The sequence below is a fragment of the Shinella agrisoli genome (assembly GCF_046557955.1).
Classification (GTDB): Bacteria; Pseudomonadota; Alphaproteobacteria; order Rhizobiales; family Rhizobiaceae; genus Shinella.
This window is the reverse complement of the sequence record NZ_JBJIEP010000030.1, coordinates 41,585-63,545: the sequence shown is the minus strand read 5'-3', so window position 1 is coordinate 63,545 and position 21,961 is coordinate 41,585. Positions and strand designations below refer to the sequence as shown.

Annotated in this window: 21 protein-coding genes; 8 read left to right on the top strand and 13 right to left on the bottom strand. The window is 63.6% G+C overall.

Going from position 1 to position 21,961, the window contains the following annotated elements; genetic code table 11:
- Window positions 1-121: 121 nt before the first annotated feature.
- Window positions 122-820 (bottom strand): GntR family transcriptional regulator, encoded by a 699-nt coding sequence (locus ACIIOY_RS23880; RefSeq protein WP_411037175.1) that lies wholly within the window; start codon window positions 818-820, stop codon window positions 122-124.
- A 236-nt stretch (window positions 821-1,056) separates the two neighbouring features.
- Here ACIIOY_RS23880 and ACIIOY_RS23875 point away from each other — a divergent pair, with 236 nt between their 5' ends.
- The 7 genes from ACIIOY_RS23875 (at window position 1,057) to ACIIOY_RS23845 (ending at window position 7,301) form a co-directional block, all read left to right on the top strand.
- Entirely contained in the window at window positions 1,057-2,244 is a 1,188-nt protein-coding gene (locus tag ACIIOY_RS23875; protein ID WP_411037174.1) for an ABC transporter substrate-binding protein, read from the top strand.
- 91 nt (window positions 2,245-2,335) lie between these two features.
- Entirely contained in the window at window positions 2,336-3,205 is an 870-nt protein-coding gene (locus ACIIOY_RS23870; protein WP_411037173.1) for a branched-chain amino acid ABC transporter permease, read from the top strand.
- Window positions 3,206-3,209: 4 nt separating this feature from the next.
- A complete protein-coding gene (locus ACIIOY_RS23865) occupies window positions 3,210-4,181 on the top strand; it encodes a branched-chain amino acid ABC transporter permease (RefSeq protein WP_411037172.1) in 972 nt (323 codons plus the stop codon).
- Window positions 4,178-4,960, top strand: coding sequence for an ABC transporter ATP-binding protein (locus ACIIOY_RS23860; RefSeq protein ID WP_411037171.1), 783 nt, complete (start codon window positions 4,178-4,180; stop codon window positions 4,958-4,960). The genes ACIIOY_RS23865 and ACIIOY_RS23860 overlap by 4 nt, the downstream gene beginning before the upstream one ends.
- Before the next feature lie 3 nt (window positions 4,961-4,963).
- Window positions 4,964-5,686, top strand: a complete 723-nt coding sequence (locus ACIIOY_RS23855; protein ID WP_411037170.1) for an ABC transporter ATP-binding protein — start codon at window positions 4,964-4,966, stop codon at window positions 5,684-5,686.
- A 1-nt stretch (window position 5,687) separates the two neighbouring features.
- Window positions 5,688-6,425, top strand: a complete 738-nt coding sequence (locus tag ACIIOY_RS23850; protein WP_411037169.1) for an aspartate/glutamate racemase family protein — start codon at window positions 5,688-5,690, stop codon at window positions 6,423-6,425.
- Window positions 6,426-6,596: 171 nt separating this feature from the next.
- Entirely contained in the window at window positions 6,597-7,301 is a 705-nt protein-coding gene (locus ACIIOY_RS23845; protein ID WP_411037168.1) for a GntR family transcriptional regulator, read from the top strand.
- A 39-nt stretch (window positions 7,302-7,340) separates the two neighbouring features.
- Here the strand turns inward: ACIIOY_RS23845 and ACIIOY_RS23840 are convergent, their stop codons facing one another.
- The 7 genes from ACIIOY_RS23840 to ACIIOY_RS23810 all read right to left on the bottom strand — a co-directional run bounded on the left by ACIIOY_RS23840 (window position 7,341) and on the right by ACIIOY_RS23810 (window position 14,653).
- On the bottom strand, window positions 7,341-8,399 hold the full coding sequence (locus tag ACIIOY_RS23840; protein ID WP_411037167.1) for a sulfate/molybdate ABC transporter ATP-binding protein: 1,059 nt from the start codon (window positions 8,397-8,399) through the stop codon (window positions 7,341-7,343).
- A 19-nt stretch (window positions 8,400-8,418) separates the two neighbouring features.
- Window positions 8,419-9,282, bottom strand: a complete 864-nt coding sequence (cysW, locus tag ACIIOY_RS23835; protein ID WP_411037166.1) for a sulfate ABC transporter permease subunit CysW — start codon at window positions 9,280-9,282, stop codon at window positions 8,419-8,421.
- On the bottom strand, window positions 9,272-10,135 hold the full coding sequence (gene cysT / locus ACIIOY_RS23830) for a sulfate ABC transporter permease subunit CysT (protein ID WP_411037165.1): 864 nt from the start codon (window positions 10,133-10,135) through the stop codon (window positions 9,272-9,274). Before cysT ends, cysW begins: the two co-directional genes overlap by 11 nt.
- Window positions 10,136-10,140: 5 nt before the next feature.
- On the bottom strand, window positions 10,141-11,166 hold the full coding sequence (locus tag ACIIOY_RS23825; RefSeq protein WP_411037164.1) for a sulfate ABC transporter substrate-binding protein: 1,026 nt from the start codon (window positions 11,164-11,166) through the stop codon (window positions 10,141-10,143).
- A 222-nt stretch (window positions 11,167-11,388) separates the two neighbouring features.
- On the bottom strand, window positions 11,389-12,699 hold the full coding sequence (locus ACIIOY_RS23820) for an FAD/NAD(P)-binding protein (RefSeq protein ID WP_411037163.1): 1,311 nt from the start codon (window positions 12,697-12,699) through the stop codon (window positions 11,389-11,391).
- 78 nt (window positions 12,700-12,777) lie between these two features.
- Window positions 12,778-13,251, bottom strand: a complete 474-nt coding sequence (locus ACIIOY_RS23815; protein WP_411037162.1) for an RrF2 family transcriptional regulator — start codon at window positions 13,249-13,251, stop codon at window positions 12,778-12,780.
- 43 nt (window positions 13,252-13,294) lie between these two features.
- Window positions 13,295-14,653: an FAD/NAD(P)-binding protein gene (locus tag ACIIOY_RS23810; RefSeq protein ID WP_411037161.1), complete on the bottom strand. Its 1,359-nt coding sequence runs from the start codon at window positions 14,651-14,653 to the stop codon at window positions 13,295-13,297.
- Window positions 14,654-15,081: 428 nt separating this feature from the next.
- Between ACIIOY_RS23810 and ACIIOY_RS23805 the strand changes: the two genes are divergently transcribed.
- The gene (locus ACIIOY_RS23805) at window positions 15,082-16,197 is read left to right on the top strand and encodes an acyl-CoA dehydrogenase family protein (RefSeq protein WP_411037160.1); all 1,116 of its coding nucleotides are present in this window, start codon (window positions 15,082-15,084) and stop codon (window positions 16,195-16,197) included.
- Between the two features lie 30 nt (window positions 16,198-16,227).
- Here ACIIOY_RS23805 and ACIIOY_RS23800 read toward each other — a convergent pair whose 3' ends face one another.
- The 5 genes from ACIIOY_RS23800 to ACIIOY_RS23780 all read right to left on the bottom strand — a co-directional run bounded on the left by ACIIOY_RS23800 (window position 16,228) and on the right by ACIIOY_RS23780 (window position 21,839).
- The gene (locus ACIIOY_RS23800) at window positions 16,228-17,205 is read right to left on the bottom strand and encodes a glycosyltransferase family 2 protein (RefSeq protein WP_411037159.1); all 978 of its coding nucleotides are present in this window, start codon (window positions 17,203-17,205) and stop codon (window positions 16,228-16,230) included.
- Window positions 17,202-18,410 (bottom strand): rhamnosyltransferase WsaF family glycosyltransferase, encoded by a 1,209-nt coding sequence (locus ACIIOY_RS23795; protein WP_411037158.1) that lies wholly within the window; start codon window positions 18,408-18,410, stop codon window positions 17,202-17,204. The genes ACIIOY_RS23800 and ACIIOY_RS23795 overlap by 4 nt, the downstream gene beginning before the upstream one ends.
- A 214-nt stretch (window positions 18,411-18,624) precedes the next feature.
- Window positions 18,625-19,890, bottom strand: a complete 1,266-nt coding sequence (locus ACIIOY_RS23790; protein ID WP_411037157.1) for a KpsE/RkpR family capsule polysaccharide export protein — start codon at window positions 19,888-19,890, stop codon at window positions 18,625-18,627.
- Window positions 19,891-19,971: 81 nt separating this feature from the next.
- A complete protein-coding gene (locus ACIIOY_RS23785) occupies window positions 19,972-20,625 on the bottom strand; it encodes an ABC transporter ATP-binding protein (protein WP_411037156.1) in 654 nt (217 codons plus the stop codon).
- Window positions 20,626-20,627: 2 nt separating this feature from the next.
- Window positions 20,628-21,839, bottom strand: coding sequence for a KpsE/RkpR family capsule polysaccharide export protein (locus ACIIOY_RS23780; RefSeq protein ID WP_411037155.1), 1,212 nt, complete (start codon window positions 21,837-21,839; stop codon window positions 20,628-20,630).
- Window positions 21,840-21,961: the final 122 nt, after the last annotated feature.

Here is a 21,961-nt window from a genome sequence, read left to right as displayed (position 1 = left end):
CCTGATCGCGAACAATGCTCGACAAGGCCTGCGGGCCTTGCCTTGCGCTTGTCCGCTTCCATTCAATCCCGTCCCTGACAACAGAACACCCATCCTGATCAAGGACAGACCCTAAACCCGTCTACTGCTTACCGAAAAGCTGGACGAGGTCGACGGTGTCGGTCGTGGCGGCGCCGAGCTGGAGATGGTTCTCGATGTGCCGCAGGTGCAGCGTCATCATCCACGCCGCCTTTTCGGCATCCCGGGTGTGGAACGCTCCGACGATGGCGGCGTGGTCGTCGTCGCGGCAGTTGCTGACGCCAGGCGCGCCGAAAATGCCGATGATCAGCGACGTGCGGGTGACCAGCTCCTTCATGGTGCGGATAAGGATGGCGTTGCCGGCGATCTGCGCCAGCATGGTGTGAAACTGCCCGGACAGGCGGATGGCGTCGTGCCTGTGGCGCTCCTTGTGCGCCACATATTCCATTTCCAGGTGGCGGTTCAGCGCGGCGATATCCTCTTCCGAGGCGCGCTGGACGGCGAGGCGCGCAATGTTCGGCTCCAGCGCCAGACGCGCCTCGAACACTTCGCGAGCCTGCTCGGCCGTCGGCGAAGCGACGAAGGCGCCGCGATTGGCATGCAGCTCCACGACTTCCCGGCTCGCAAGCAACAGCAGGCTGCGGCGGATGCGCATGCGCCCCACCCCGAAGGCCTCGCACAAGGCGGATTCAGAAAGCTTCGTGCCCGGCGGCAGCCGCTGTTCGATGACCGCCTCGAAAATGCGCTCGACGATATCGCTCTCGTCGACCTCATCCGCCTCCACCAGGTTTTGCCTGCTCACGTCAACCACCGCATTCACCTCGACATGCGTTCTCCGCCTCGCACAGCCCTTAAATAGGGCCGATTTGGTTGACCAACAAGCACCTATTTCGTCGACATGGCATGCGTCATCTTGTTTACAACCACTTGACAAGATCGTTAACAATACGCTCAATATCCTGGCCAAGGCCGATTGTGGCCGCCCTCGCGGTCCGCTCGCCAATAGAAAATAGATCAATGGCCCAGAGGAAGAACATCATGCACAAGCGCTCATTCCTGAAGTTTTCCGCCCTCGCCGCAGCGACCGTCCTGTCGCTGCCCCTGATGGCCTATGCGCAGAACGCGACGCTGAAAATCGGCTTCGTCGGCGTCACCTCCGGCCCGGCCGCGGCCTGGGGCATTTCCAACCAGCGCTCGATGGAGACGCGCGCCGCCTGGCTAAACGAGCTCGGCGGCGTCAAGATCGGCGACAAGACCTACAATATCGAGATCGTCGCCTTCGACGACCAGAAGGACCCCAAGCGCGCCATCGCCGGCATGGAGAAGATGGCCCAGGACGGCGTGCACTATGTCGTCGGCCCGAACGTCGACGACGGCGCGGCCGCCGTACGCCCGGTCGCCGAGCAGAACGGCATTATGTATTTCCCCTACGCCTTCCCCAAGGAGCTCTATATGCCGCCGGCATCCAACGCGATCCTCGGCATGGTGGCGAACTACCAGTCGGGCCCGGCGATCTACAAATATCTCATGGAAAACAAGGGCGTGAAGAAGGTGGCCTTCGTCGCCGCCAACGAATCCGACCCGCTCAGCCAGCGTGAGTCCGGCATCGCCGCCGCCCAGGCCCTCGGCCTGGAGGTGGTCTCCGGCAACGTGACCTACCAGGTGGACACGACCGACTTCACGCCGGTGCTGCTGCCCGTCATCCAGGCCGCACCGGACCTTCTCGTCCTTTCGGGCGTCTCCCCGGCCAATGCGCCGCAGCTCATCCGCTCGGCGCGCGAGCTCGGCTATACCGGCCTCATCTCGACGGAAACGGCGCAGGATGCGACCGTGCTGCAGGAGGGCGCGGGCGAGCTTGCCGAAGGCTTCATCTCGGTGGGCGGCGCGTCCACGCCGGAGCTTGCCAGCGACACCATGAAGGAATTCGTCGACCGGTACACCAAGATGTTCGGCGAATACAACGACGAGTCCAACACCAAGGTCTATGCGCTCGAATACATCATCGAGACGCTGAAGGCGAACCCGGCGGCAATCGACAATGTCGACGAGTTCAAGAAGACCATTGACACGTTCGAGGCGGCCAACCCCTTCATGAAGGGCGATGCCAAGCTGACATATGTCGGAACGACCTCCTTCGGCCAGAAGCGGCAGGTCTCCGTTCCGCTCGTCGTGAACGAGTACAAGGGCGGCAAGTTCGAGACGCTGTTCGTCGGCCAGGTCGACTGATCGGAGCCCAGGCATCTCAAGAAGGGGGCCGGATCGCGAAGTCTCCGGCCGGCCCCTCCTGCCTGAACCTTCCTTCCATTGGAGGCTCACGATGGAACAGATAATCGCCAACGGTCTCTACCTTGGTGCGCAATATGCGTTGATCGCCCTGGGGCTGACGCTGATCTTCTCGCTGATGAACGTGCTGAACTTCGCCCACGGGCAGATGTACGTCTTCGGCGGCTTCGTCACCTACACGGTCGTCGTCCAGCTCGGCCTGCCCTTCCTCGTCGGCCTCCTCGCGTCGGCGGTGATCCTCGCGGTCATGGGCGCGGCCATCGAGAAATTCCTCTTCGCCCCGGTCGTGCGCCGGTCGAAGCGCGAGGAATCGACCATGCTGCTCGCCGCGGGCGTCGCCTTCTTCCTCGATGCCGTCATCCTGCTCTTCTTCGGCGAGAAGCAGCGCGGCGTGCCGAAGATCGTGAACGGCGTGTTCAACTGGGACATGCGCATCATCATGCCTTATGACCGCATCCTGATCGGCGTTCTCGCCATATTGCTGATCGTCGTCTTCATCGCCTTCATGAACTATTCCCGCGCGGGCCGCGCCATGCGGGCGCTCGCGCAGGACCGGATGGCCGCCCAGCTGATGGGCGTCGACGTCTCGCGCTATTCCATGCTCGGCTTTGCGCTCGGCGCCATGCTGGCCGGCCTCGTCGGGGGCCTGCTCGTCACCATCACGGGCGTCAATCTCGGGATGGGCGGGCCGACCTCGATCAAGGCCTTCCTCATGATCATGATCGGCGGGGCGGGCGTGATCTCGGGGGCGATCGCCGGCGGTTTCATCCTCGGCATGATGGAGAGCGTCGGCCTCACCGTGCTTTCGGCCTACGGCGACATCACCTACCTCGTCATCTTCGCCACGCTGATGGTGTTCCTGGCCGTCCGCCCCCAGGGGCTGATGGGCAAGCCGTGGGGTTAAGGCCATGACCGCTTCAAGACTTATCGGCCTTGCGGCCTTCCTTCTTGCCGTCTTCGTGCTGGTGCCGCTGTTCATCAGTGCGACAGGACGGTGGGACTTCTTCTACACGTTGACCTCCGTCGCGCTGCTCTCCGTCGGTGCCGCGGGCGTGTGGCTGACCTTCTATATCGGCCGCATCAATATCGGCCAGGGCGCCTATGCGCTGGCCGGCGGCTACGTCTCGGCCATCCTGGTCACGCAAGGCGGCGTTTCCTTCTGGCTGACGCTGCCGCTCGCGGGGCTCTTCTGCGCCGCCATATCCGTCGTGATCGGCCTGCCGATCCTGCGCCTGCGCGGCGTCTACTTCGCCATGGTGACGCTGGTGCTGACGGAGGTGGCGCGCCTCTCCGCCCTCGCCTTGCCCATCACCAACGGCGCCAAGGGCATCACCTCCATTCCGTTGCCGGGCGAGCTCTCCCTCTTCGGGCTGACGATCATCCCGGCCTTCGGCTCCCTCTCCAATCCGCGCTTCGGCTTCTACGTCATGGCCGCGGCGCTGATGGTCGTCACCTACCTGGTGCTCTGGCGCATCGTGAACTCGCGGCTCGGGCACCTCTGCCGGAGCCTCCAGCAGAACGAGGAGCTTTCGGCCTCGATCGGCGTCAACACCGCCTATCTGCGGCTGCTCGCCTACGCGATCTCCTCGTTCTTCGGCGGAATTGCGGGCGCCATGTTCGCCTCCATCTCGCAGTCGATCTATCCGTCCTCCTTCGTGGTCGCCGACAGCGTGAACTTCATGCTGTACTGCTTCCTCGGCGGGCTCGGCTACGTCTTCGGCCCGATGCTCGGCACGCTCCTGCTCTATTTCGGCTGGGACCTCCTGTCGATCGCCCGGGAATACCAGCTCCTCATCTACGCCGGCGTCATGATCCTGCTCATGCTGGTCCTGCCGAACGGCGTCCTGAGCCTTCTCGACCGGAAGGAGAGCCGCGCATGACCCCCATTCTGCAGATCCGCAACGTCACCAAGCGCTACGGCGGCCTCACCGCGGTCAACGACGTGTCCTTCGACGTGAGGCAGGGCGAGATCCTCTCGGTGATCGGCCCGAACGGCGCCGGCAAGTCGACGCTCTTCAAGCTGATCTCCTCCTTCGTGCCGACAACGTCCGGAGAGGTGCTCTTCAAGGGCGAGCGCATCTCCAGCCTCGCGCCGCACAAGGTGGCGCGCATGGGAGTGGTGCGCACCTTCCAGGAAACGACGATCTTCCGCTCCATGACGGTGCGCGAGAACATCATCGTCTCCCATCACCTGCGTTCGAAGGCGAGCCTCTTCGGCTTCTTCCTCGGCACCAGGCAGGCGCGGGAGGACGAGGCTGCCTTCGCGGCCTCCGCCGACGACATCGTCGATTTCCTCGGCCTGCAGGCGATCCGCAACGAGCTCGCCTCCAACCTGCCGCAAGGGCACCTGCGCGCCCTCGGCATGGCCATCGGCCTTGCCACCGATCCGAAGGTCATCCTGCTCGACGAGCCCTTCGCCGGCATGAACCACGACGAGACGATGAAGATGGTGGGCCTCGTGCGCCGGCTTCGCGACGAGCGCGGTGTCACCGTGCTCCTCGTCGAGCACGACATGCCCGCCGTGATGAAGATCAGCGACCGGATCGTGTGCATCAATTTCGGCCAGAAGATCGCCGAGGGCACGCCCCAGGAAATCCGGGAGGATGAGAAGGTCATCGAAGCCTATCTCGGCTCCGAAGATGCGGCGATCGGGATGTAAGCCATGACCAAGATACTGAGCGTTGAGAATGTCGAACTCTACTACGATCACATCTATGCGCTGAAGGGCGTCTCGATCGATGTCGGCGAAGGCGAAACCGTCGCGCTGATCGGCGCGAACGGAGCGGGCAAATCCTCGATCCTGCGCGCGGTCACCGGCCTTCGGCCCATCAAGTCCGGCCGGATCACGTACGAGGGCGAACGGCTCGACGGCACGCCCGCCGCCGAGATCGTCCGCAAGGGGATCTCCATGGTGCCCGAGGGCCGCCGCGCCTTCCCGCTCATGTCGGTGAAGGACAACCTCCTGATGGGCGCCTTCACCCGCACCGACAAGGCGGAGATCGAGCAGACGCTGGAAAACGTGCTGGCGCGCTTTCCGCGCCTGCGCGAGCGCTATCACCAGCAGGCGAGCACCATGTCGGGCGGCGAGCAGCAGATGCTGGTGATCGCCCGCGCGCTGATGGCGCGCCCGAAGCTCCTGCTGCTGGACGAGCCCTCGCTCGGCATCGCGCCGAAGATCGTGCAGGACATCGCCCGCGCCATCGTCGCCATCAGCCGCGACGAGAAGGTTTCCATCCTCCTCGTTGAGCAGAACAGCCGCATGGCGCTTTCCATCTCCAACCGCGCTTACGCGCTCTCCACCGGCTCGATCGCGCTTTCGGGAAATTCCAGGGACCTGATGAACGACGACCGCATCAAGACTGCCTACCTCGGAGGCGAACTCTGACATGAAAATCCTCGTCATCAATCCCAACACGACCGCATCGATGACGGATCACATCGGCAAGGCGGCGCGCGCCGCCGCCTCTGCCGGCACGGACATCGTCGCCGTCAACCCGGCGCACGGTCCCGTTTCCATCGAGGGCTACTTCGACGAGGCGATGAGCCTTGCGGGTCTGCTCGATACGATCCGCCGCAACCCGGATTGCGACGCCGTCGTCATCGCCTGCTTCGACGACACGGGCCTCGACGCCGCCCGCTGCCTCACCGACAGGCCGGTGATCGGCATCGGCGAGGCCGCCTATCACTTCGCCTCGATGATCTCGAACAAGTTCTCCGTGGTGACGACGCTGGCGCGCTCCGTGCCGGCCCTCGAGCACAACCTTTCCCGCTACGGCCTTTCCACGCGCTGTGCCCGCGTACGCTCCTCGGAGGTCGCGGTGCTCGAACTGGAGCAACCGGGATCCAATGCCCGCCAGAAGATCAGCGCCGAAATCGGCCTTGCCGTCACCGAGGACCGTGCCGAGGCGATCGTGCTAGGCTGCGCCGGCATGGCGAGCCTGGCGCACGACCTCGCGCAGGAACACGGGCTGCCGGTGCTCGACGGCGTCTCCTGCGCCGTGCGGCTCGCCGAGGCCATGGCGGGCCTCGATCTGCGCACGTCCCGCCTCGGCGGCTATGCGCCGCCCCCGGCCGGCAAGCTCGCAAGCAGCTTCCGCTTCTTCGAGCCGGCAGGCGCGGAGTAGACGCGCGCCATTCGCGTACGCATCGCGACCGTCCTATCGCATACATTCCTCCAAAGAGCGGTTGCCGGGGGAGCGGGCCTGGCCGATAATGGTCGTTCCTTGCCGACCGGTGGACAGGCCCGCCTTTTGCATGCAATTTGCCGGTCCCATTTGCGGAACGGGAGAAACCGCATGACACAGAAAGCCGGCGATTCGGGCCGCGGCCGTTCACAAGCCGTGCACCGCGCCCTGAAACGCGCGATCCTCGACCAGGCCCTGTCGCCCGGTGCGAAACTACCGGAAGATTCGATCGGCGAGCGCCTCGGCGTCAGCCGTACGCTGGTGCGCGAGGCGCTGGTGCGTCTCAGCGAGGAAGGGCTGGTCGACCTTCGCCCGAACCGGGGCGCGACGGTGGCGCGGCCGACGCTCGAGGAAGGCCGCAACCTGTTCCTGACGCGCATGGCGCTGGAGCGCCTCGTCGTCGAGACCCTGTCGGGCAAGCTGACCAAGGACCAGATCGACACGCTGTCCGCCCATATCGCCGCCGAGGACGCAGCCAGGTCGGAGCACGCGCTGTCGATCCGGCTGGCGGGCGAATTCCACACGCTGCTCGCGCAGATGACGGACAATGCGAGCCTCATCCGCTACGTGAACGAAACGGTTGCCCGCAGTTCGCTCATCCTCGCCCTCTACGGGCGGCCGCACTCCTCGGAATGCGCCGTGTCGGAACATCAGGAACTGCTCGACCACCTGATCGCCGGCAAGACCGAGGCGGCGGTCGAGCTGATGACGCACCACCTCGATTCGATCACCACGCGCGCGCTGCTGCCGAAGGAGGACGACCGAAACATCAAGGACGTCCTCTCCGCCTATGCCGCCGCGGAAGGCCTCGTCTAATTACATTTCCAGCCGGAGCGATGCCGCTTCGGCGTCGGATTAGGCCTGTTCGCCGAACAGCTTCCACCGTGTCGGCCTGAAACGGACCGTCGTGCCGTTTGCGGCCTGGGCGTCGAGGGGGATTTCGACCTCGACATGATGAGGTTCGCCGGTTCTGCCGATGTCGATGTCGGCGATGCGCGTGCCGGCGAGACGCCGGGAGGTGGCGATACGGCCCTCAAGGGCGGGGGCTGCAGGGTCGGCGACGAGGACGATGTCCTGCGGGCGGAAGAATAGCGTGCCGGCACCCGCAGCGATATCGCCGGGACGTGAAGCGATGCCGGCAGGCTCGCCCTGGAAACGGATGGCGCCCTCCTCCACGGTGACGGGCAGGCTCGCGCTGTCACCGATGAAGGAGAAGACGAAGGGCGAGTTCGGCCGGTCGTAGACGTCGTCGGAGGAGCCCACCTGCTCGATCTTGCCCTGGCTCATGACGACGACCCGGTCGGCAAGCTCCAGCGCCTCTTCCTGGTCATGCGTGACGAAGACGGTGGTATGGCCGGTGCGGTCGTGGAACTCGCGCAGCCAGCGCCGCAGCTCCTTTCTCACCTTGGCATCGAGGGCGCCGAACGGTTCGTCGAGCAGTAGCACCTTCGGTTCGATCGCCATGGCCCGGGCGAGCGCGACGCGCTGGCGCTGGCCGCCGGAGAGCTGGTTGGGGTAGCGTTTTTCGAGGCCCGAGAGCTGCACCATGTCGAGGAGCTCTGCGACGCGGCGGCGGATCTCCGCCTTCGGCGGGCGTTCGCCGCGCGGGCGCACCGTCAGCCCGAAAGCGATGTTGTCGGCGACGGTCATATGGCGGAACAGCGCATAGTGCTGGAAGACGAAGCCGACGTGGCGCTCCTGCACGGTCTTGGCCGAAGCGTCCTCCTCGCCGAAGAAGATGCTGCCGAGGGTGGGCTGCTCGAGGCCGGCGATCAGGCGCAGCAGCGTCGTCTTGCCCGAGCCGGATGGCCCGAGCAGGGCGATCAGCTCGCCCGAACGGATGTCGAGCGAGACATCGTTCAAGGCCGGGTATCGGTCGAATTCCTTGCGTATGTTCTTAACACTGACGTCCATAGAGGGCGTGCCTTTCAATTCAATGCTTGCGGCCGGCGGCGATTTCCGCGCCGTAACGAAGTTCGAGAAGCGTCTTGACGACGAGCGTGACGAGGGCGAGCGCGGCGAGCAGCGAGGCGACCGCGAATGCGCCGACGAAGTTGTACTCGTTGTAGAGGATTTCCACATGCAGCGGCATGGTGTTGGTAAGCCCGCGGATATGGCCGGAGACCACGGAGACCGCGCCGAACTCGCCCATGGCGCGCGCATTGCAGAGCAGCACGCCGTAGAGCAGCCCCCACTTGATGTTGGGCAGCGTCACATACCAGAAGGTCTGCCAGCCGGAAGCCCCAAGCGACAGCGCCGCCTCCTCGTCGCCCGTGCCCTGCTCCTGCATCAGCGGGATCAGCTCGCGCGCGACGAATGGAAAGGTGACGAAGACCGTGGCCAGCACGATGCCCGGTACGGCAAAGAGTATCTCGATGCCGTGGCTCTTGAGCCAAGGTCCGAGCACGCTGCCCGCGCCGAAGAGCAGGACATAGACCAGGCCGGAGATGACCGGCGAGACCGAGAAGGGCAGGTCGATCAGCGTCGTCAGGAAGGCCTTGCCCTTGAACTCGAACTTGGCGATCGCCCAGGCGGCCGCCACGCCGAAGACGAGGTTGAGCGGCACGGCGATGCCGGCGACGAGCAGCGTCAGCCGGATCGCGGCCAGCGTATCCGGATCGTCGAAGGCGGCCAGGAACTCCTCCGCCCCCCTGCGGAAGGCCTCGATGAAGACGGCTGCGAGCGGCAGGAGGAGAAAGAGCGTCAGGAACAGGAGAGCGAGCGCCATCAGCGCGTAGCGGGCGGCCGGCGCTTCCGTCGTCGGCGAGCGCAGGCGGCGGGAAGGACTATGCGCCATGACCGTACCTCCTTCGGCTCCAGGCCTGGATCAGGTTGATGACGAGCAGCATGGCAAAGGAAAGCGCCAGCATGATCGTGGCGATCGCCGTCGCCGCTCCGTAGTTGAACTCTTCCAGCCGGATGACGATGAGCAGCGGCGCGATCTCGGACACATAGGGAATGTTGCCGGCGATGAAGATGACCGAGCCGTACTCGCCGACGCCGCGGGCGAAGGCAAGGGCAAAACCCGTCAGGATCGCCGGGGACAGCCCGGGAAGCAGCACGCGGTACACCGTCTGGAAGCGATTGGCGCCGAGCGTGGCGGCTGCTTCCTCCACTTCGCTGTCGATTTCCTCCATGACCGGCTGCACGGTGCGAACGACGAAGGGCAGGCCGATGAAGACGAGCGCGATGACGATGCCGGTCGGGTTGAAGGCCGCCTTGATGCCGACGAGGTTCAGCACCTGCCCGATCCAGCCGTTCGGCGCATAGAGCGCGGCAAGCGCGATGCCGGCGACCGCCGTCGGCAGGGCGAAGGGAAGGTCGACGATCGCATCGACGATGCGCCGGCCGGGAAAGTCATAGCGCACGATGACCCAGGCGACGACGACGCCGAAGACGACATTGACGAGCGCGGCGATCAGCGCCGTGCCGAAGGAGACCTTCAGCGCGTTCAGCGTGCGTTCGTCGGCAAGGATGGCCAGGAACTCCGCGCTCGAGAGCGATGCCGAGCGCCAGACGAGACCGGCCAGCGGAATGAGGATGATGAGCGTGAGATAGGCGAGCGAAAAGCCGAGCGTCAATCCGAAGCCCGGAATGACGCTCGGCTGTCTCAGTCGCCACCGCACCGAAGCAGCAGCAGTAGTCGTCAAGGCACTCAGTTCCCCGGCTTGTAGATCTGGTCGAAGACGCCGCCGTCGCCGAAATGCTCGGGCTGTGCCTTTGCCCAGCCGCCGAAGATCGGGTCATCGATCGTCACCAGCTTAATGTCGGGAAGCTGTTGCAGCAACTCGGGTTTTACCACATCGCGCTTCGAAGGCCGGTAGAAATGCTTTGCCGCGATGTTCTGGCCCTCTTCCGTGTAGAGGTAGTTGAGGTAGGCTTCCGCCTGTTTGCGCGTACCCTTCGCATCCACATTGCCGTCGACGACCGCAACCGGCGGCTCGGCGAGGATCGAGATCGGCGGAGCGACGATGTCGAAGGCATCCTCGCCAAATTCGGCACCGGCCAGATAGGCCTCGTTCTCCCAAGCCAGCAGCACATCGCCGATCTGGCGCTGCGCGAAGGTGGTCAACGAGCCGCGCGCGCCCGTATCGAGCACCGGCGCCCGCTTGAAGAGCTCGGCGATATAGGCCTTGATCTTCTCCTGGTCGCCGCCGAACTCCTCGTTCGCCCAGGCCCAGGCCGCCAGATAGTTCCAGCGCGCACCGCCCGAGGTCTTCGGGTTCGGGGTCACGATCTGGACGTCGTCCTTTACCAGGTCCCCCCAGTTGTGGATCCCCTTCGGATTGCCCTTGCGGACAAGGAAGACGATGGTCGACGTATAGGGGGAGGAATTGTTCGGCAGGCGCGTGCGCCAGTCCTTCGCGATCTTGTTCGTGTTTTCCGCAATGGCATTGATGTCGCTTTCCAGCGCCAGCGTGACCACGTCGGCCTCAAGCCCGTCGATCACCGCGCGGGCCTGCTTGCCCGAGCCGCCGTGCGACTGCTGGATGGTCACGTCCTCGCCCGTCTCGGCCTTCCAGTGCGCCGCAAAGGCCGCGTTGAAATCCTTGTAGAGCTCACGCGTCGGATCATAGGACACATTGAGCAGCGTGGTCTGAGCCACCGCGCCGGAAACCCCGCCGAACACAAGCCCCAAACCCAGGACCAAAGCCCCAACACCCTTTACTGTTCTCGACATTTCCAACCTCCTGGTCTTTGCCTCGCCAAAACCCTAGAGAATTAGTAGACTTAGTCAACAATGGTCGTAAACTTCGCAAAACAGGTTTCAAACCGGCCGGAATGGCGCAAAGGGCGCACTATTCTCCCCGGCCATCCGCGCACAGTTCATCTCTAAAAAGGTCGCGGAAACGCAAAATGCATCCGCGAAAAATCACCTGTTTTCGCCAGCCATCACGTTTTTTCAACCGCGCGACATCCGCGCCGGATCGGACAGAGGCGCAGCGAGCACGCTGCGATAGGCCTGGCGCACCGTTTCGGCGAAAGTGAATGGCCCTGGCCGCAAGCTGGAGGCGATGGCGCCGACGACGGAAAGGCCGCTCAACGGCGCGCCGTGGCTGAGGAGATGGCCGCAGTCATCCACCGAGAGAGTGGCGACATGGTATCCCAGCAGCCCCGCAAGGGCGCGGGCGGACGGGACTTCGCGGCAGTCGATGGTGTTTTCGTCCGCCGATTTCGGATCGCAGGATGGCACGAAGCGGGTGCGTCCGGTTTGGAATTCCGCGGCGAGGCGGCGGTGGACGTCGCTGGCGATACGGACGGAAAAATGCCGGTGCAGGCGAAGGAGGTGGCGGCGATAGTGGTTGCGCTCGGCCTGCGGCAGGTTGCGCCAGACCACGGAGAGGCGGGCGGAAGCCGCGTCGACGACGGCTTGCCACTGGCTGCCGCCGCGCGCCTCCGCGGTGCTACATTCCTGCCGGATATACCGGAAGGCATCCCGCAGCGAACGGCTGGCCGGCGGATCGCCGAAGGCCGCGCCGTCATAACCGCGGCCATGCGGCTGCGGCAGGCGGCCCGCTGCGGCGGCAACCTGGATGGCTCCCTCAAATCCCCGCGCCCTGAGATGGAGCAGGATCGCCGCGAGCCGCGGACCGTTGCCGACCAGCGTCAGCGGCGGCGGGTCCTCCTGCTGCGAAAGCCGCTCCGCCGCGGCGACGGCGCCGCGCCATGACGTCGCCTCGCGCTGCGCGATCCCGAAGCCGGTCGCAATGAAGGCGTGGTCGAAGACAGCGCTTTCGCCATCGAGAAACCCGATGCGTACGCCAGGGCTCTCGGCACCGATATGGCGCACGGCGCCGCGGATGGTGCGTATGCGCACATCCCTGCGCAGCGAAAGCGCCTCGCCGAAGCGGGCCATCACGTAATCGCGGAACACGGCGCGGGGAACATGCAGGTCCTGCGGGCCGCGCAGCGCCGCAACGGTGCCGTCCGACAGGAAATTGGTCTTCAGCCAGCAAGCAAAATCATCCGGCCGGTCGGGCAGGACCGACAGGTCGCGCGCCGGCTCGGCGGTCAGCGCCGTGCCGGCAGGACCGTCGCCGAAGGCGCCCGGTGCATCCTCGGCATCGACCATCCAGACCTCGAAGGGGCGATGGAAGCGCCGCATGAGGGCGATCACCGTGGAAAGACCCGACGGGCCGGCGCCGATCACCGCGATCCGCGTCATCGCACCGGCAAGCGACGCGTCTTCCCTTACGACCCTTTCGAAGAACATGCCATGTCCTTTCCCTGCGCGGTGGAGCGAGAAGCCGAGGGAGGATAGCGCAGCCCCGGATAGTTTTCTACCTTTTTACTAGAATAATTGCCTGGCACCTGTCGCGGCCCCGTTCAACCGCTCGGCCGGGATCACGGACGGATCGGCCAGGACGTCGGCCAGCGTGGTCGCATTGAGGATTTCCGCCGACACGGCAGCCACCCGGGCAAGGACGTGGCGCACGGCGCACAGCCGCTCGTCGCTGCAATCGGCACAGGGAAAGTCGCTGTCGCTTGCGACGCAGGCAAGCGGCATGAACGGCCCCTCGATGATCCGCAATACCTCCCCCAACGAGACCGACTGGGGAGGCCGCGCCAGAAGGTAGCCGCCCTTCTGCCCCCTGCGACTATCCACCAGGCCGGCCCGCTTCAGGTCGAGAAGGATCTGTTCGAGGAATTTCTTGGGGACGGCCTCACGGCCGGCGATCGCGGCGATCTGCAAGGTTTCGCCCGGTTGGGCACGGGCAAGGGCAAGCAGCGCACGCAGGGCATACTTGGATTTCTGCGAGATCATGCTGGCGAGCCATGCCGCGGGGAACTGCCAGCGGATGCACCGGTCATCCCGGCGGAATCCCGGCGCCGATGGTTTCCGCCACGGAACGGGCCTGAACGCGGATGTCGGGGACGGCGGTGATCTCCCAATGGCGTCCCGCCGTCAGCGGCCCCAATGCATAGAGGCGGCCGCTGCTTTCCCCGTCCGACGGGAGGACCGCCGAATCGTCACCGACGGCGACACCGAGACCCAGCGGGTCGCTCCGCAGGATGCCCTGCGCGGCGAGGCTTGAAAGCAGCGGCGAGGCATTGACCGTACATCGCTCGAACCCCGTGCAGTTGACGACCATCCCCGCCGTGATCGCCTTCGGCTCGCGGCCGCCGATAACGGCGGTTACGCCCGGGTCGGCCTGTTGCAGGGTGCCAAGCCGTCCGCGGTGGATCACGAGCCGGCCGGCTTTTCGGAGCGCATCGATTTCGCTTGCGGCGGCGGGCGCCATGCGGTGGCGGTGCACGTTCCAGAAGGAAGCGGCATGACGAAGGAAACGGCGGCGCTGGTCGGGGCTCCACGCCTTCCAGAGGGCCTGCGTGACGGGCCGAAGCCCATCCATCACCGCACGCCAATCCGCAACGCTTTCGGCCTGCATGCGCAACGACGCGAGCATGTGGCTGACCTCGCCCTCGCCCGGAACGAGCACGGATGCGACAGGCTCGGCGCGTTGATCAAGGTGGGCCTGCGGAAGAAGGCCATGGCGGGAAACCGCATGAATCGTGCCGCGGAAACCCTGTTGTTTCAGCAGGAGGCACTGGTCCACCATGGTCAGCCCCGTTCCGACGAAGAGCACGTCGGCCTCCGGCGGCAACCGCTTCCACCAGGCATCCTCCCACGGATCGTGAACGACAAAAGGCCGGGCAGCCTCGTCGGGCGATGATTCGAGTGGAAGACGCCGCGTGCCGGCTCCGGTGCAAAGGACCGCCACGCGCGAGGCCAGGCGCTCCCCGTTCGACAGCGCGAAGAGCAGGCCGCCGTCCTGCATCGCCTCTGCATCGAGGGCCTGGGCATCGACGAGGGTAAGCGCCGGGCGATTGGCCGTACGCCGTCGTGCGGCATCGAGGCAACCGGCGACATAGTCGCCATAGACCCTTCGCGGCACGAAGTCGTCACCGGCCGCGCGATAGCCGTTCTCCCGCAGCCATTGCACGAAATGGCCGGGACGATCGGCAAAAAGGCTCATCCGGCCGGCGGGTACGTTGAGAAGGTGGCAATCGGCCTTCGTGGAATAGGCGATGCCTTTTCCCTGTTCGCGGGCCGTCCCGACAAGGCTGACCTTCGCAGTCACGGGAAGCACCTCGACAAGGTTGAGCGACAGAGCGACGGCCGAGAAACCGGACCCGATGACGGCCACATCCGTATGCATGGTCATGCCATTCCCTCCCCGGAGGATGTCCAGCGCAGTCTAGCGATGTTTCCCTACTAAATCTATAGACTACTCCGGCACGCTGCCGCGTCTCAACGAGGAACGAACGCGGAGGTTCCCGGCATGCGGCTTCATCCTCCTGGAGTTTCTTTTCGAGAGGCATTTCTTTCTCTAGAATGGACGGCCGGATCGGGCGGAAAAGGGACGGGATGCAACCCTTGCCGGCGTCGGCCGTTTCTCTGTGAGGTGGCATGCATCGGGAGGTATGTAACCGGATTTCCGCACTCGCCCCTTAAGGGTGGAGCCCATTCGGATCGCCTCTCTGCTCCCCCTGAATTGGCAAAACCAATCTATACAATCTCTATAGAATATGATCTTTCTACCCTGATAATGCCTATGCGCCCTGGAACCGCATTCCGCAAGGAGCAGACGACATGGGTACTCTCTCATCGGCACACGACCGCACGGCACGAACGGCCGTCATCATCGGAACCGAGGATGAAGCCATCACGGTCGCCGGTACGGTCGCCCAGGTCTTCAGCCTTCCGATGCACGATGCAGCGACGGTCAAGACGGCCGAAGCGCGCCTCGATCTACTCTCCCGTTCCGGCCTTTTCGGCATTTCGGTGCCCACCGAACACGGCGGGATCGACGTTTCCAACACCGTCCTGGCCGAGGTATGCGCGGTCGCCTCCTCCGGATCCGCGACCCTCGGGGAGATTATCGCGGCCCATTTCGTCGCCGTGGAGCAGGTCCGCAGCCATGGCAGCGAGAGCCAGCAGGGCACCGTCTTCGCGGCCGTCCTTGCAGGCGCTCGCCTCGCCCGCGCTGCGGCCCGCCGGAACAATGAGGCCGCGGATGCCCTTCCGCTCACCTCGAGCGGCCTTGCCTGGCGGCTCGGCGGCGAGGTGCTCTGTACGCCCTGCACACGGCACGCCGACTGGCTGCTGGTGCCGGCACACCAGGACGGCGGGAGAACGGCGGGCCTGCTGCTTCCCACCCGTATCGAAGGGCTGCACTATGTGGCCAACAGCTGCGAGCCAGTAAACGGCGGCGCCCAGCCCGCCGAGCATGTGCTGTTCAAGGACGTGCTCGTCGATGGAGACGCCCTGCTGCAGCCGGTCGGCGAGGCAGCGGCGCACGCGGTCCCGCGCTCCCTCGACCTGCTGCTGGAAGCGGCGCGGCAACTCGGCGCGGGACGTCGCGCGCTACGACGTTTTTTCGACGCTCCGGCCGGCGACCCCGTCACGGCCGGCCTTCTCTCCGCCCGGCTCGCGGCAGCCGAAGCGATCGTCGCGGAGGCGGGCCGCACCATCGATGCCGCCCAGATCGGCCTTGCCGAACAGCACCGTACAAACGCCTTCCTCGCAGCCGCCTCCGCCTTTACGGTCGCAGAGGAGGTCGCCGGCCAGATTCGCCGCGCTTCAGGCGAATCCGGCTGGAAGCCGCCCCTGACGGAAAGCCCCTCTCCACATGTCGCCGCCATCCTCCAGGAAAGCGGCACGCTCCGCCGCGAGGAATACCGGCGCCAGCAGGACAGGGAAGACTGAGCGGCGATCGGGACTGAAAGGGTCGACCTATCAAGCCTCGAAAAGCCGGTTATCCAGCGACAGCCGCCGCGCCAGGGACCGCGGCAGCCTTTCGTGATTTGCCCCAAGGTAATGCCCGGCAACGAGCGCGATGCGCTGCAGGGCCCTTCGATGGCGGTCCGATGCGCCGATGCGCCCGTAGCGATCCTCGTCCAGCGTCTGCCTCCACGCCTGAACGGCGAAGTGGGACATCGAACCCAGCGCCGGCAGCAGCCGGGGGGAAAGGCGGTAGCCGAAATATTTCCGGAAGTTCCGCGCTTCGTCGAAGGCGCGGCGAAGCTGCTCCGAGGCGCTGTAGTCGTGCGAATGGTAGACTATCGCATCCGGCGCATAGGCCTTGGCATATCCTGCCTCGATCACGCTTCGCGCCCAAAGCTGGTCCTCGGCGAACTCGACATCGGGATAAGGCAGCGATTCCCAGATCGACTTTCGCAGCAGGGAATTGTTGTCGGAGTAGAAGTGCAGCATCTGCCGCCAGCCTTCGTCAGCCTCGTATCGTGCCGGATCGAGGTCGCGGGATACGACCAGGGGATGCGCCAGAAAGCCGTCGAAATGGCGGTCGAGATCGTTTTTGATGAAAGGCGACGCCGAGGGATAAGCGACATGGCGGCCGAAAACGCCGGCGATCCGGTCGTCCTGCTCGGCTGCGGCAACGAGGTTGGCAAGCCAGTGAACGTCGACCGGTTCGGCATCGTGGGTGAGAAAGGCGACGAAATCGGCATCGGCCCTGCTGGCGCCCAAGTTGCGCGTCCTGCCGTGGCCGAAGCTCTCCGGAGCGATCTCGATGAGCTGGATTCCGTCAACGCCGCGCAGATACTCGCGCGTTCCGTCCTTCGAACCGGAATCGATTGCGATTACCTGATAGGGCCAGGGCGTCTGCTGGCGCAGAACGGCGGCGATAACGCGCTGGATGACAGGCATGGCGTTCTTCGTGGGAATGACCACCGCTGCACGATAGTTGACCGTCATGTCTTCGCGTCCCGTAAGGAAAGTGCAACACGTTCGCGCAGGGCCGCTTCGATCATCCGGGCAGACCGTTCCCATGAAACGCCTTCGACATAGGCAAGTCCGCCTTCGCGAAGGCGCTCGCGTTCTCGTGCGTCCTCAAGCAACATTTGCAGCGTATCCGCGATGCCTTCCGGGGTCGGCGGCGCGAAGGCCATGGCGTTGCGCGGAAAGATCGCCCGGACGGTTTCGAGATCGAGATCGATGACCGGCAACCCGCATGCCATCATCTCCTTGTTCACCAGGGAATGGTTCGTGGCGGAGAAGACCACGCCGACGGCGGCCTGATGGTAAAGGGAAGCCAGTTCGGCGGCCGATAGAATGCCGTGGTCGCGATGCGGGAACGAGACCTGAAGCTGGCCAAGCTTCCAGCCGAAGAAATCGACCTCGAAATCCACGTTCCGCTTTTCCAGGATACGCAATGCCATAAAGGCCAGTTCGACGGCGCGCCGGGCCGTGACGTACCGTGCGTAGAGCGCAATGCGGTTGCTGCTGCGTTGCAGCCCGGCACCCGGGAGCTTGTAGACGGAAGCGTCAAACGCCAGCGGCCAGGACATCGACCAGCGGCCATATTTCTTCGACATGATGTCGTGCAGCCAGTCGCCGGCGCAAAGGCAGTCGAAATCGAAATGATACGTTGCCTCGGTCAGCAGCGCTTCAGCACCGGCCGGATAGAAACTCGGCTCGTAGTCCTGGACGAAATAGAACTTGCGGACGAAGCGCGACATGGCACGGACAGGGTAGCAGGTGAAGCGGTCCGTCGCGATCAACACGTCGCCTTCGGCATGCGGAGTGGCGTCGGCAAACAGTTCGACAGGCCCGGAAAACGGCTGAAAATGCCGGTTGATCGTTTCCCGCGCGGCCTCGCCGGTCTTGTGCACGCTCGGATTCTGGATCAGCAGGCGCACATCGTGGCCAAATCGCTCCAGGTAATGGGCGATGCGAAAGATCGTCATATGCCCGCCGGCACCGACCGTGAAATCGGGAATGACCCAGGCGATGCGCAACCGGTCCGGGTTTACGGTCTCAAAGGGCGGCCGCCCGCAATCAGCCTCGTAGCGAACGAAGCGCTCGAGATGACTGACGTGACGCTCGATTTGCGATTTTCCCTTCGGACGGACAAGCCTCCGCAAATTTCTTTTGATGGAAACCAAATCCCACGGCGGCATTCGCACGTCCTTTTCCCCGTCAGGCGGATATCAGGAAACCGCAGCACGTTCGCGCAAATGCGGCCGGACGTGACGCTTCCCATCGTCTCGCAGGCATAAAGCATCCGCCAATGATCAAGGCAAGCCTCGGGTCGCTCGCCGCGCGTGCCAACCTGCTGGAAGGAAAATCAACCGGAGCGCCACACCCTCATGGACTTGGTTTCAGCCCGAACGTTCAATCGAACTTCTGCCGCATGAACAGCAGGATCCCTGATGCCACCCCCCAAAGAGCAGTACAAGCGAGGAAACTGAGCAGGATGCTCAAGGCTACTCTTGGATATTTGCTTGCATCCGGCAGGGTCGGCTCCGTGAAATTATCGACATAGACAAGCTGCAGCGAACTGACCAGCTTGACCTTTTCCAGCTCGCTGATTGCGGACTCCAGCTTCTTTTCCGCCATCCTGAGATCAAGGTTGATATCGTTGAATTGCTGCGAATAGTCCGCAAGGCTGCCGCCGTTCGCCTGTGCCTGGCCGGCCGTCTGCGCACGAAGGGTCCGGGCCTGCTCCTCGCGGGCTTCGATCTGCCGGTCCAGATCGGCAAGGCGTGGGGATGCATCCGTGACGCTCACACTGAGCGCATCGCGCTGGCTTTTCAGATCGGCAATATCAGACTCGAGCTTGGTGAGCACGCTCAGGATGCCGCTGGCGGCCATTTCGATATCGAACACGCCCGTCTTGTTTTGCATGTCCCGGTACTTGTTGCGCAAAGTCTCAAGCTCCTGGGTCGCCGTCTGGACATCGCGCTCTGCCGATTCCTGCAAGTTATTCCACATGCCGGAGCTGAGCTTGTTCACTCTCTCTTCGGCAAGCTTCAACACCTGCTTCAGCAGATCGTATGCCTCCTGCGGCGAGAAGGCGACCACCTCCAGTTCGACGATGCCGCTCTTCGGGTTGATCCAGGCCGAGTGCTTGTTCTGCCAGTAGCGATCGACATCCTCCTGCTTTGCGTCGGGCCTCAGCCGGGAAAGGAAATCGATGTCGCCGCGGCCGAACATTTCCTTGAAGTCTATCGACTTCTCGAGGTTCTTCACCATTTCGGGGCTGGCGATATAGTTCACCAGCACGGCCGTATCCTGCACGATCTTGGCCTTCGGCTCGACATTGTCGCTCGAATAGCGGTCGCGCGTCAGCAACGGCGCAGAGGAGCGCACGACGAAGCGAACCTCGGAGCTATAGCGCGGCGAAGCGAAGAAACCGTAATAGAACACGCTGCCGGCGAAAGGCAGGACGAAACACAGGATAAAGACCGCACCGAGCAGGACGGAGAAAACGCGATCACGCGCCCGGGGCGCAAGTCCGGCAAGGCGATAGAGATTCCGGCGGCTGCGGTTCTCGAACGTCAGCGCGCGGGCGTAGGAACTGAGCGCCGCCGCCATCTTCTGGCTGCGGACCAGAACAGAGCCGGAGCCCCCCTTCATCAATTGGCCGTCGTTTTTCACATGCCGCTCCTCGACAGAATATCCGTAAGCAACGTTAACTCTCCCTCGCCATATCGGCTGTCATAGGCAGGCAATCGGGCGCTAGCGGTTTAGACGCATATAGGTGGCAATGCCATCTTCGACATTGTCAAACCGTACGAGATGCCCGTCGATGAGCACGAGGACCACATCGCAATAGTTCTTGATCGTTTCCATATCGTGAGAGATCATGATGACATCCGATCTGGCCCGCCTTTCTCGAAAGGCGTCACGGCACCTCTTCTGGAAGCTCGCATCGCCAACAGCGGTGATCTCGTCCACCAGGTAGCAATCGAACTCGATCGCCATGGACAGACCGAAGGCGAAACGGGCGGCCATGCCGGACGAATAGGTTCTGATCGGCTCGTTGATATAGCTGCCGATCTCCGCGAAATCCGATACGAAACGCAAAACACGCTGGAAGTCCTCCCCATAGGCGCGGGAGACGAACTTCAGATTTTCCTTGCCGCTGAGCATGGTGTTGAAGCCGTTCGCGAAACCGAGCGGCCAGGACACCCTGACATTACGCCTGATACGGCCTCGGTTCGGCATTTCGGCGCCGGCGATCAACCGCATCGTCGTCGACTTTCCAGCTCCGTTCACGCCCAGCAACCCGTAAGACGTTCCGGAGACGAAATGTACGCTTTGCTGTCGCAGTATATACCTCTTGTGCCCAGCAGTTTTATAGTATTTCGTCACACCATCAAATACAATCATGGCTAGGTCCGATGATCTTCAATGGACATCCATAAAAATATTGCAGTTACCCATAGGGTAAATATGCCAACCGAAAACATGATCCAGGAAGAGAACCGCTCCGGATACTTTGACTTTTCCGGCAGCTCGGGAGCCGAAAACACAGAAATGAAAGTCGTGCGGCGGATCGCCGTCGATCGGGATGTATCGAGATTGCGGACGGTCGACTCGTAGATTGCTTGCGTCACGAGGCGGCGTGTTTCGAGGCGCGAGAAGTCTGTAAGGTTCTGCGAAAGCTGAACGCCCGTCGAGCTCTCGCCCGCAAGGCTTGCTTGATACTGTTGAATCTGCTCGTCCAGCGCCTTGATCGAGCGCTTCAACTGGCGGGCAGCGGCAGAATCGGCGGCATTGGCGGCCTCCAGCGAGTTCAAGCGGACGACGAGCCCGAGCCTTTCCTCCACCAGCTTGCCGACGACCGTGCTGACCATCTGCGCCGACAGTTTCGGATCGAGAATACCCGAGGCGTTCTGGTATTGGCGCAGGTCGTCGAGCGCCTTGGTATATGCCGACAAGCCGTTTGCCACATCCGCTTCCGCTCGCACGATCAGATCACGCTTCGCCTTTTCAGAGATTTTATCGATCATACGGTCGGCGGCCTGCATGGCTGCATTGAGGATCGTCACGGAATCTTCCGGAGAGAACGCACGCACCGTGAAGATAATGATACCCGACGGGCCGTCCACATAGGTGCCGATCTGCTTGGTCCAATAACGGTGCAACTCTTCAAAGGATGCGTCCTTCGGCAACCGCGACAGATAGTCGATGTCGCTTTGCGAAAACCGCTTGGCGAGGCCGATCTCCTCGTTAAGCGTCCTGACGATTTCCGGCGACTGGAGATAGTTGGCGACGATGTAAGAATCCTGAGTGAGCGAGTCGCCCCCGATAATCGAACGCCCGTCACGCTTTTCCGACGTGTCGAAACGCTCGCTGACCCCGATCGTCCGCACGATCATCCGCGCTTCGGCAACATATTGGCCACTGACCACGTAGCCATAGTAGATCGCCGCCAGAATCGAGGGGACCAGGACGACGAGCAAGAACGTGTTCGTCTTCGTCAGGAACTTCCTGGTCAAACGGGCAAGCAGGCTCTCGTCCCCGACAAGTTCCGCATCATCCGGCGAATTGTTGCGCGCTGCGTTGGCGCCCTGGTCGACATAACTAATTTCGAGAGTCATTCTATGCTTCCGCTCGAGACACCGGGATGTCCGTGTCCTAATTCATCCAGTCATGTCAACACGCGTCCGGATAAACTCGGAAGAACTGCCGGTTCCGCCTTCATCGGCCGGATGCCGAGAGC

Excerpts from the sequence above, each read along its gene's own strand:
- ACIIOY_RS23800 (WP_411037159.1), bottom strand. The coding sequence starts at position 17,205 with ATGACGGTCAACTATCGTGCAGCGGTGGTCATTCCCACGAAGAACGCC.
- ACIIOY_RS23805 (WP_411037160.1), top strand. The coding sequence starts at position 15,082 with ATGGGTACTCTCTCATCGGCACACGACCGCACGGCACGAACGGCCGTC.
- ACIIOY_RS23860 (WP_411037171.1), top strand. The coding sequence starts at position 4,178 with ATGACCCCCATTCTGCAGATCCGCAACGTCACCAAGCGCTACGGCGGC.
- ACIIOY_RS23810 (WP_411037161.1), bottom strand. The coding sequence starts at position 14,653 with ATGACCATGCATACGGATGTGGCCGTCATCGGGTCCGGTTTCTCGGCC.
- ACIIOY_RS23865 (WP_411037172.1), top strand. The coding sequence starts at position 3,210 with ATGACCGCTTCAAGACTTATCGGCCTTGCGGCCTTCCTTCTTGCCGTC.
- ACIIOY_RS23840 (WP_411037167.1), bottom strand. The coding sequence starts at position 8,399 with ATGGACGTCAGTGTTAAGAACATACGCAAGGAATTCGACCGATACCCG.
- ACIIOY_RS23825 (WP_411037164.1), bottom strand. The coding sequence starts at position 11,166 with ATGTCGAGAACAGTAAAGGGTGTTGGGGCTTTGGTCCTGGGTTTGGGG.
- ACIIOY_RS23780 (WP_411037155.1), bottom strand. The coding sequence starts at position 21,839 with ATGACTCTCGAAATTAGTTATGTCGACCAGGGCGCCAACGCAGCGCGC.
- ACIIOY_RS23785 (WP_411037156.1), bottom strand. The coding sequence starts at position 20,625 with ATGATTGTATTTGATGGTGTGACGAAATACTATAAAACTGCTGGGCAC.
- ACIIOY_RS23875 (WP_411037174.1), top strand. The coding sequence starts at position 1,057 with ATGCACAAGCGCTCATTCCTGAAGTTTTCCGCCCTCGCCGCAGCGACC.
- ACIIOY_RS23820 (WP_411037163.1), bottom strand. The coding sequence starts at position 12,699 with ATGTTCTTCGAAAGGGTCGTAAGGGAAGACGCGTCGCTTGCCGGTGCG.
- ACIIOY_RS23850 (WP_411037169.1), top strand. The coding sequence starts at position 5,688 with ATGAAAATCCTCGTCATCAATCCCAACACGACCGCATCGATGACGGAT.
- cysW (WP_411037166.1), bottom strand. The coding sequence starts at position 9,282 with ATGGCGCATAGTCCTTCCCGCCGCCTGCGCTCGCCGACGACGGAAGCG.
- ACIIOY_RS23815 (WP_411037162.1), bottom strand. The coding sequence starts at position 13,251 with ATGATCTCGCAGAAATCCAAGTATGCCCTGCGTGCGCTGCTTGCCCTT.
- ACIIOY_RS23845 (WP_411037168.1), top strand. The coding sequence starts at position 6,597 with ATGACACAGAAAGCCGGCGATTCGGGCCGCGGCCGTTCACAAGCCGTG.
- ACIIOY_RS23795 (WP_411037158.1), bottom strand. The coding sequence starts at position 18,410 with ATGCCGCCGTGGGATTTGGTTTCCATCAAAAGAAATTTGCGGAGGCTT.
- ACIIOY_RS23870 (WP_411037173.1), top strand. The coding sequence starts at position 2,336 with ATGGAACAGATAATCGCCAACGGTCTCTACCTTGGTGCGCAATATGCG.
- ACIIOY_RS23855 (WP_411037170.1), top strand. The coding sequence starts at position 4,964 with ATGACCAAGATACTGAGCGTTGAGAATGTCGAACTCTACTACGATCAC.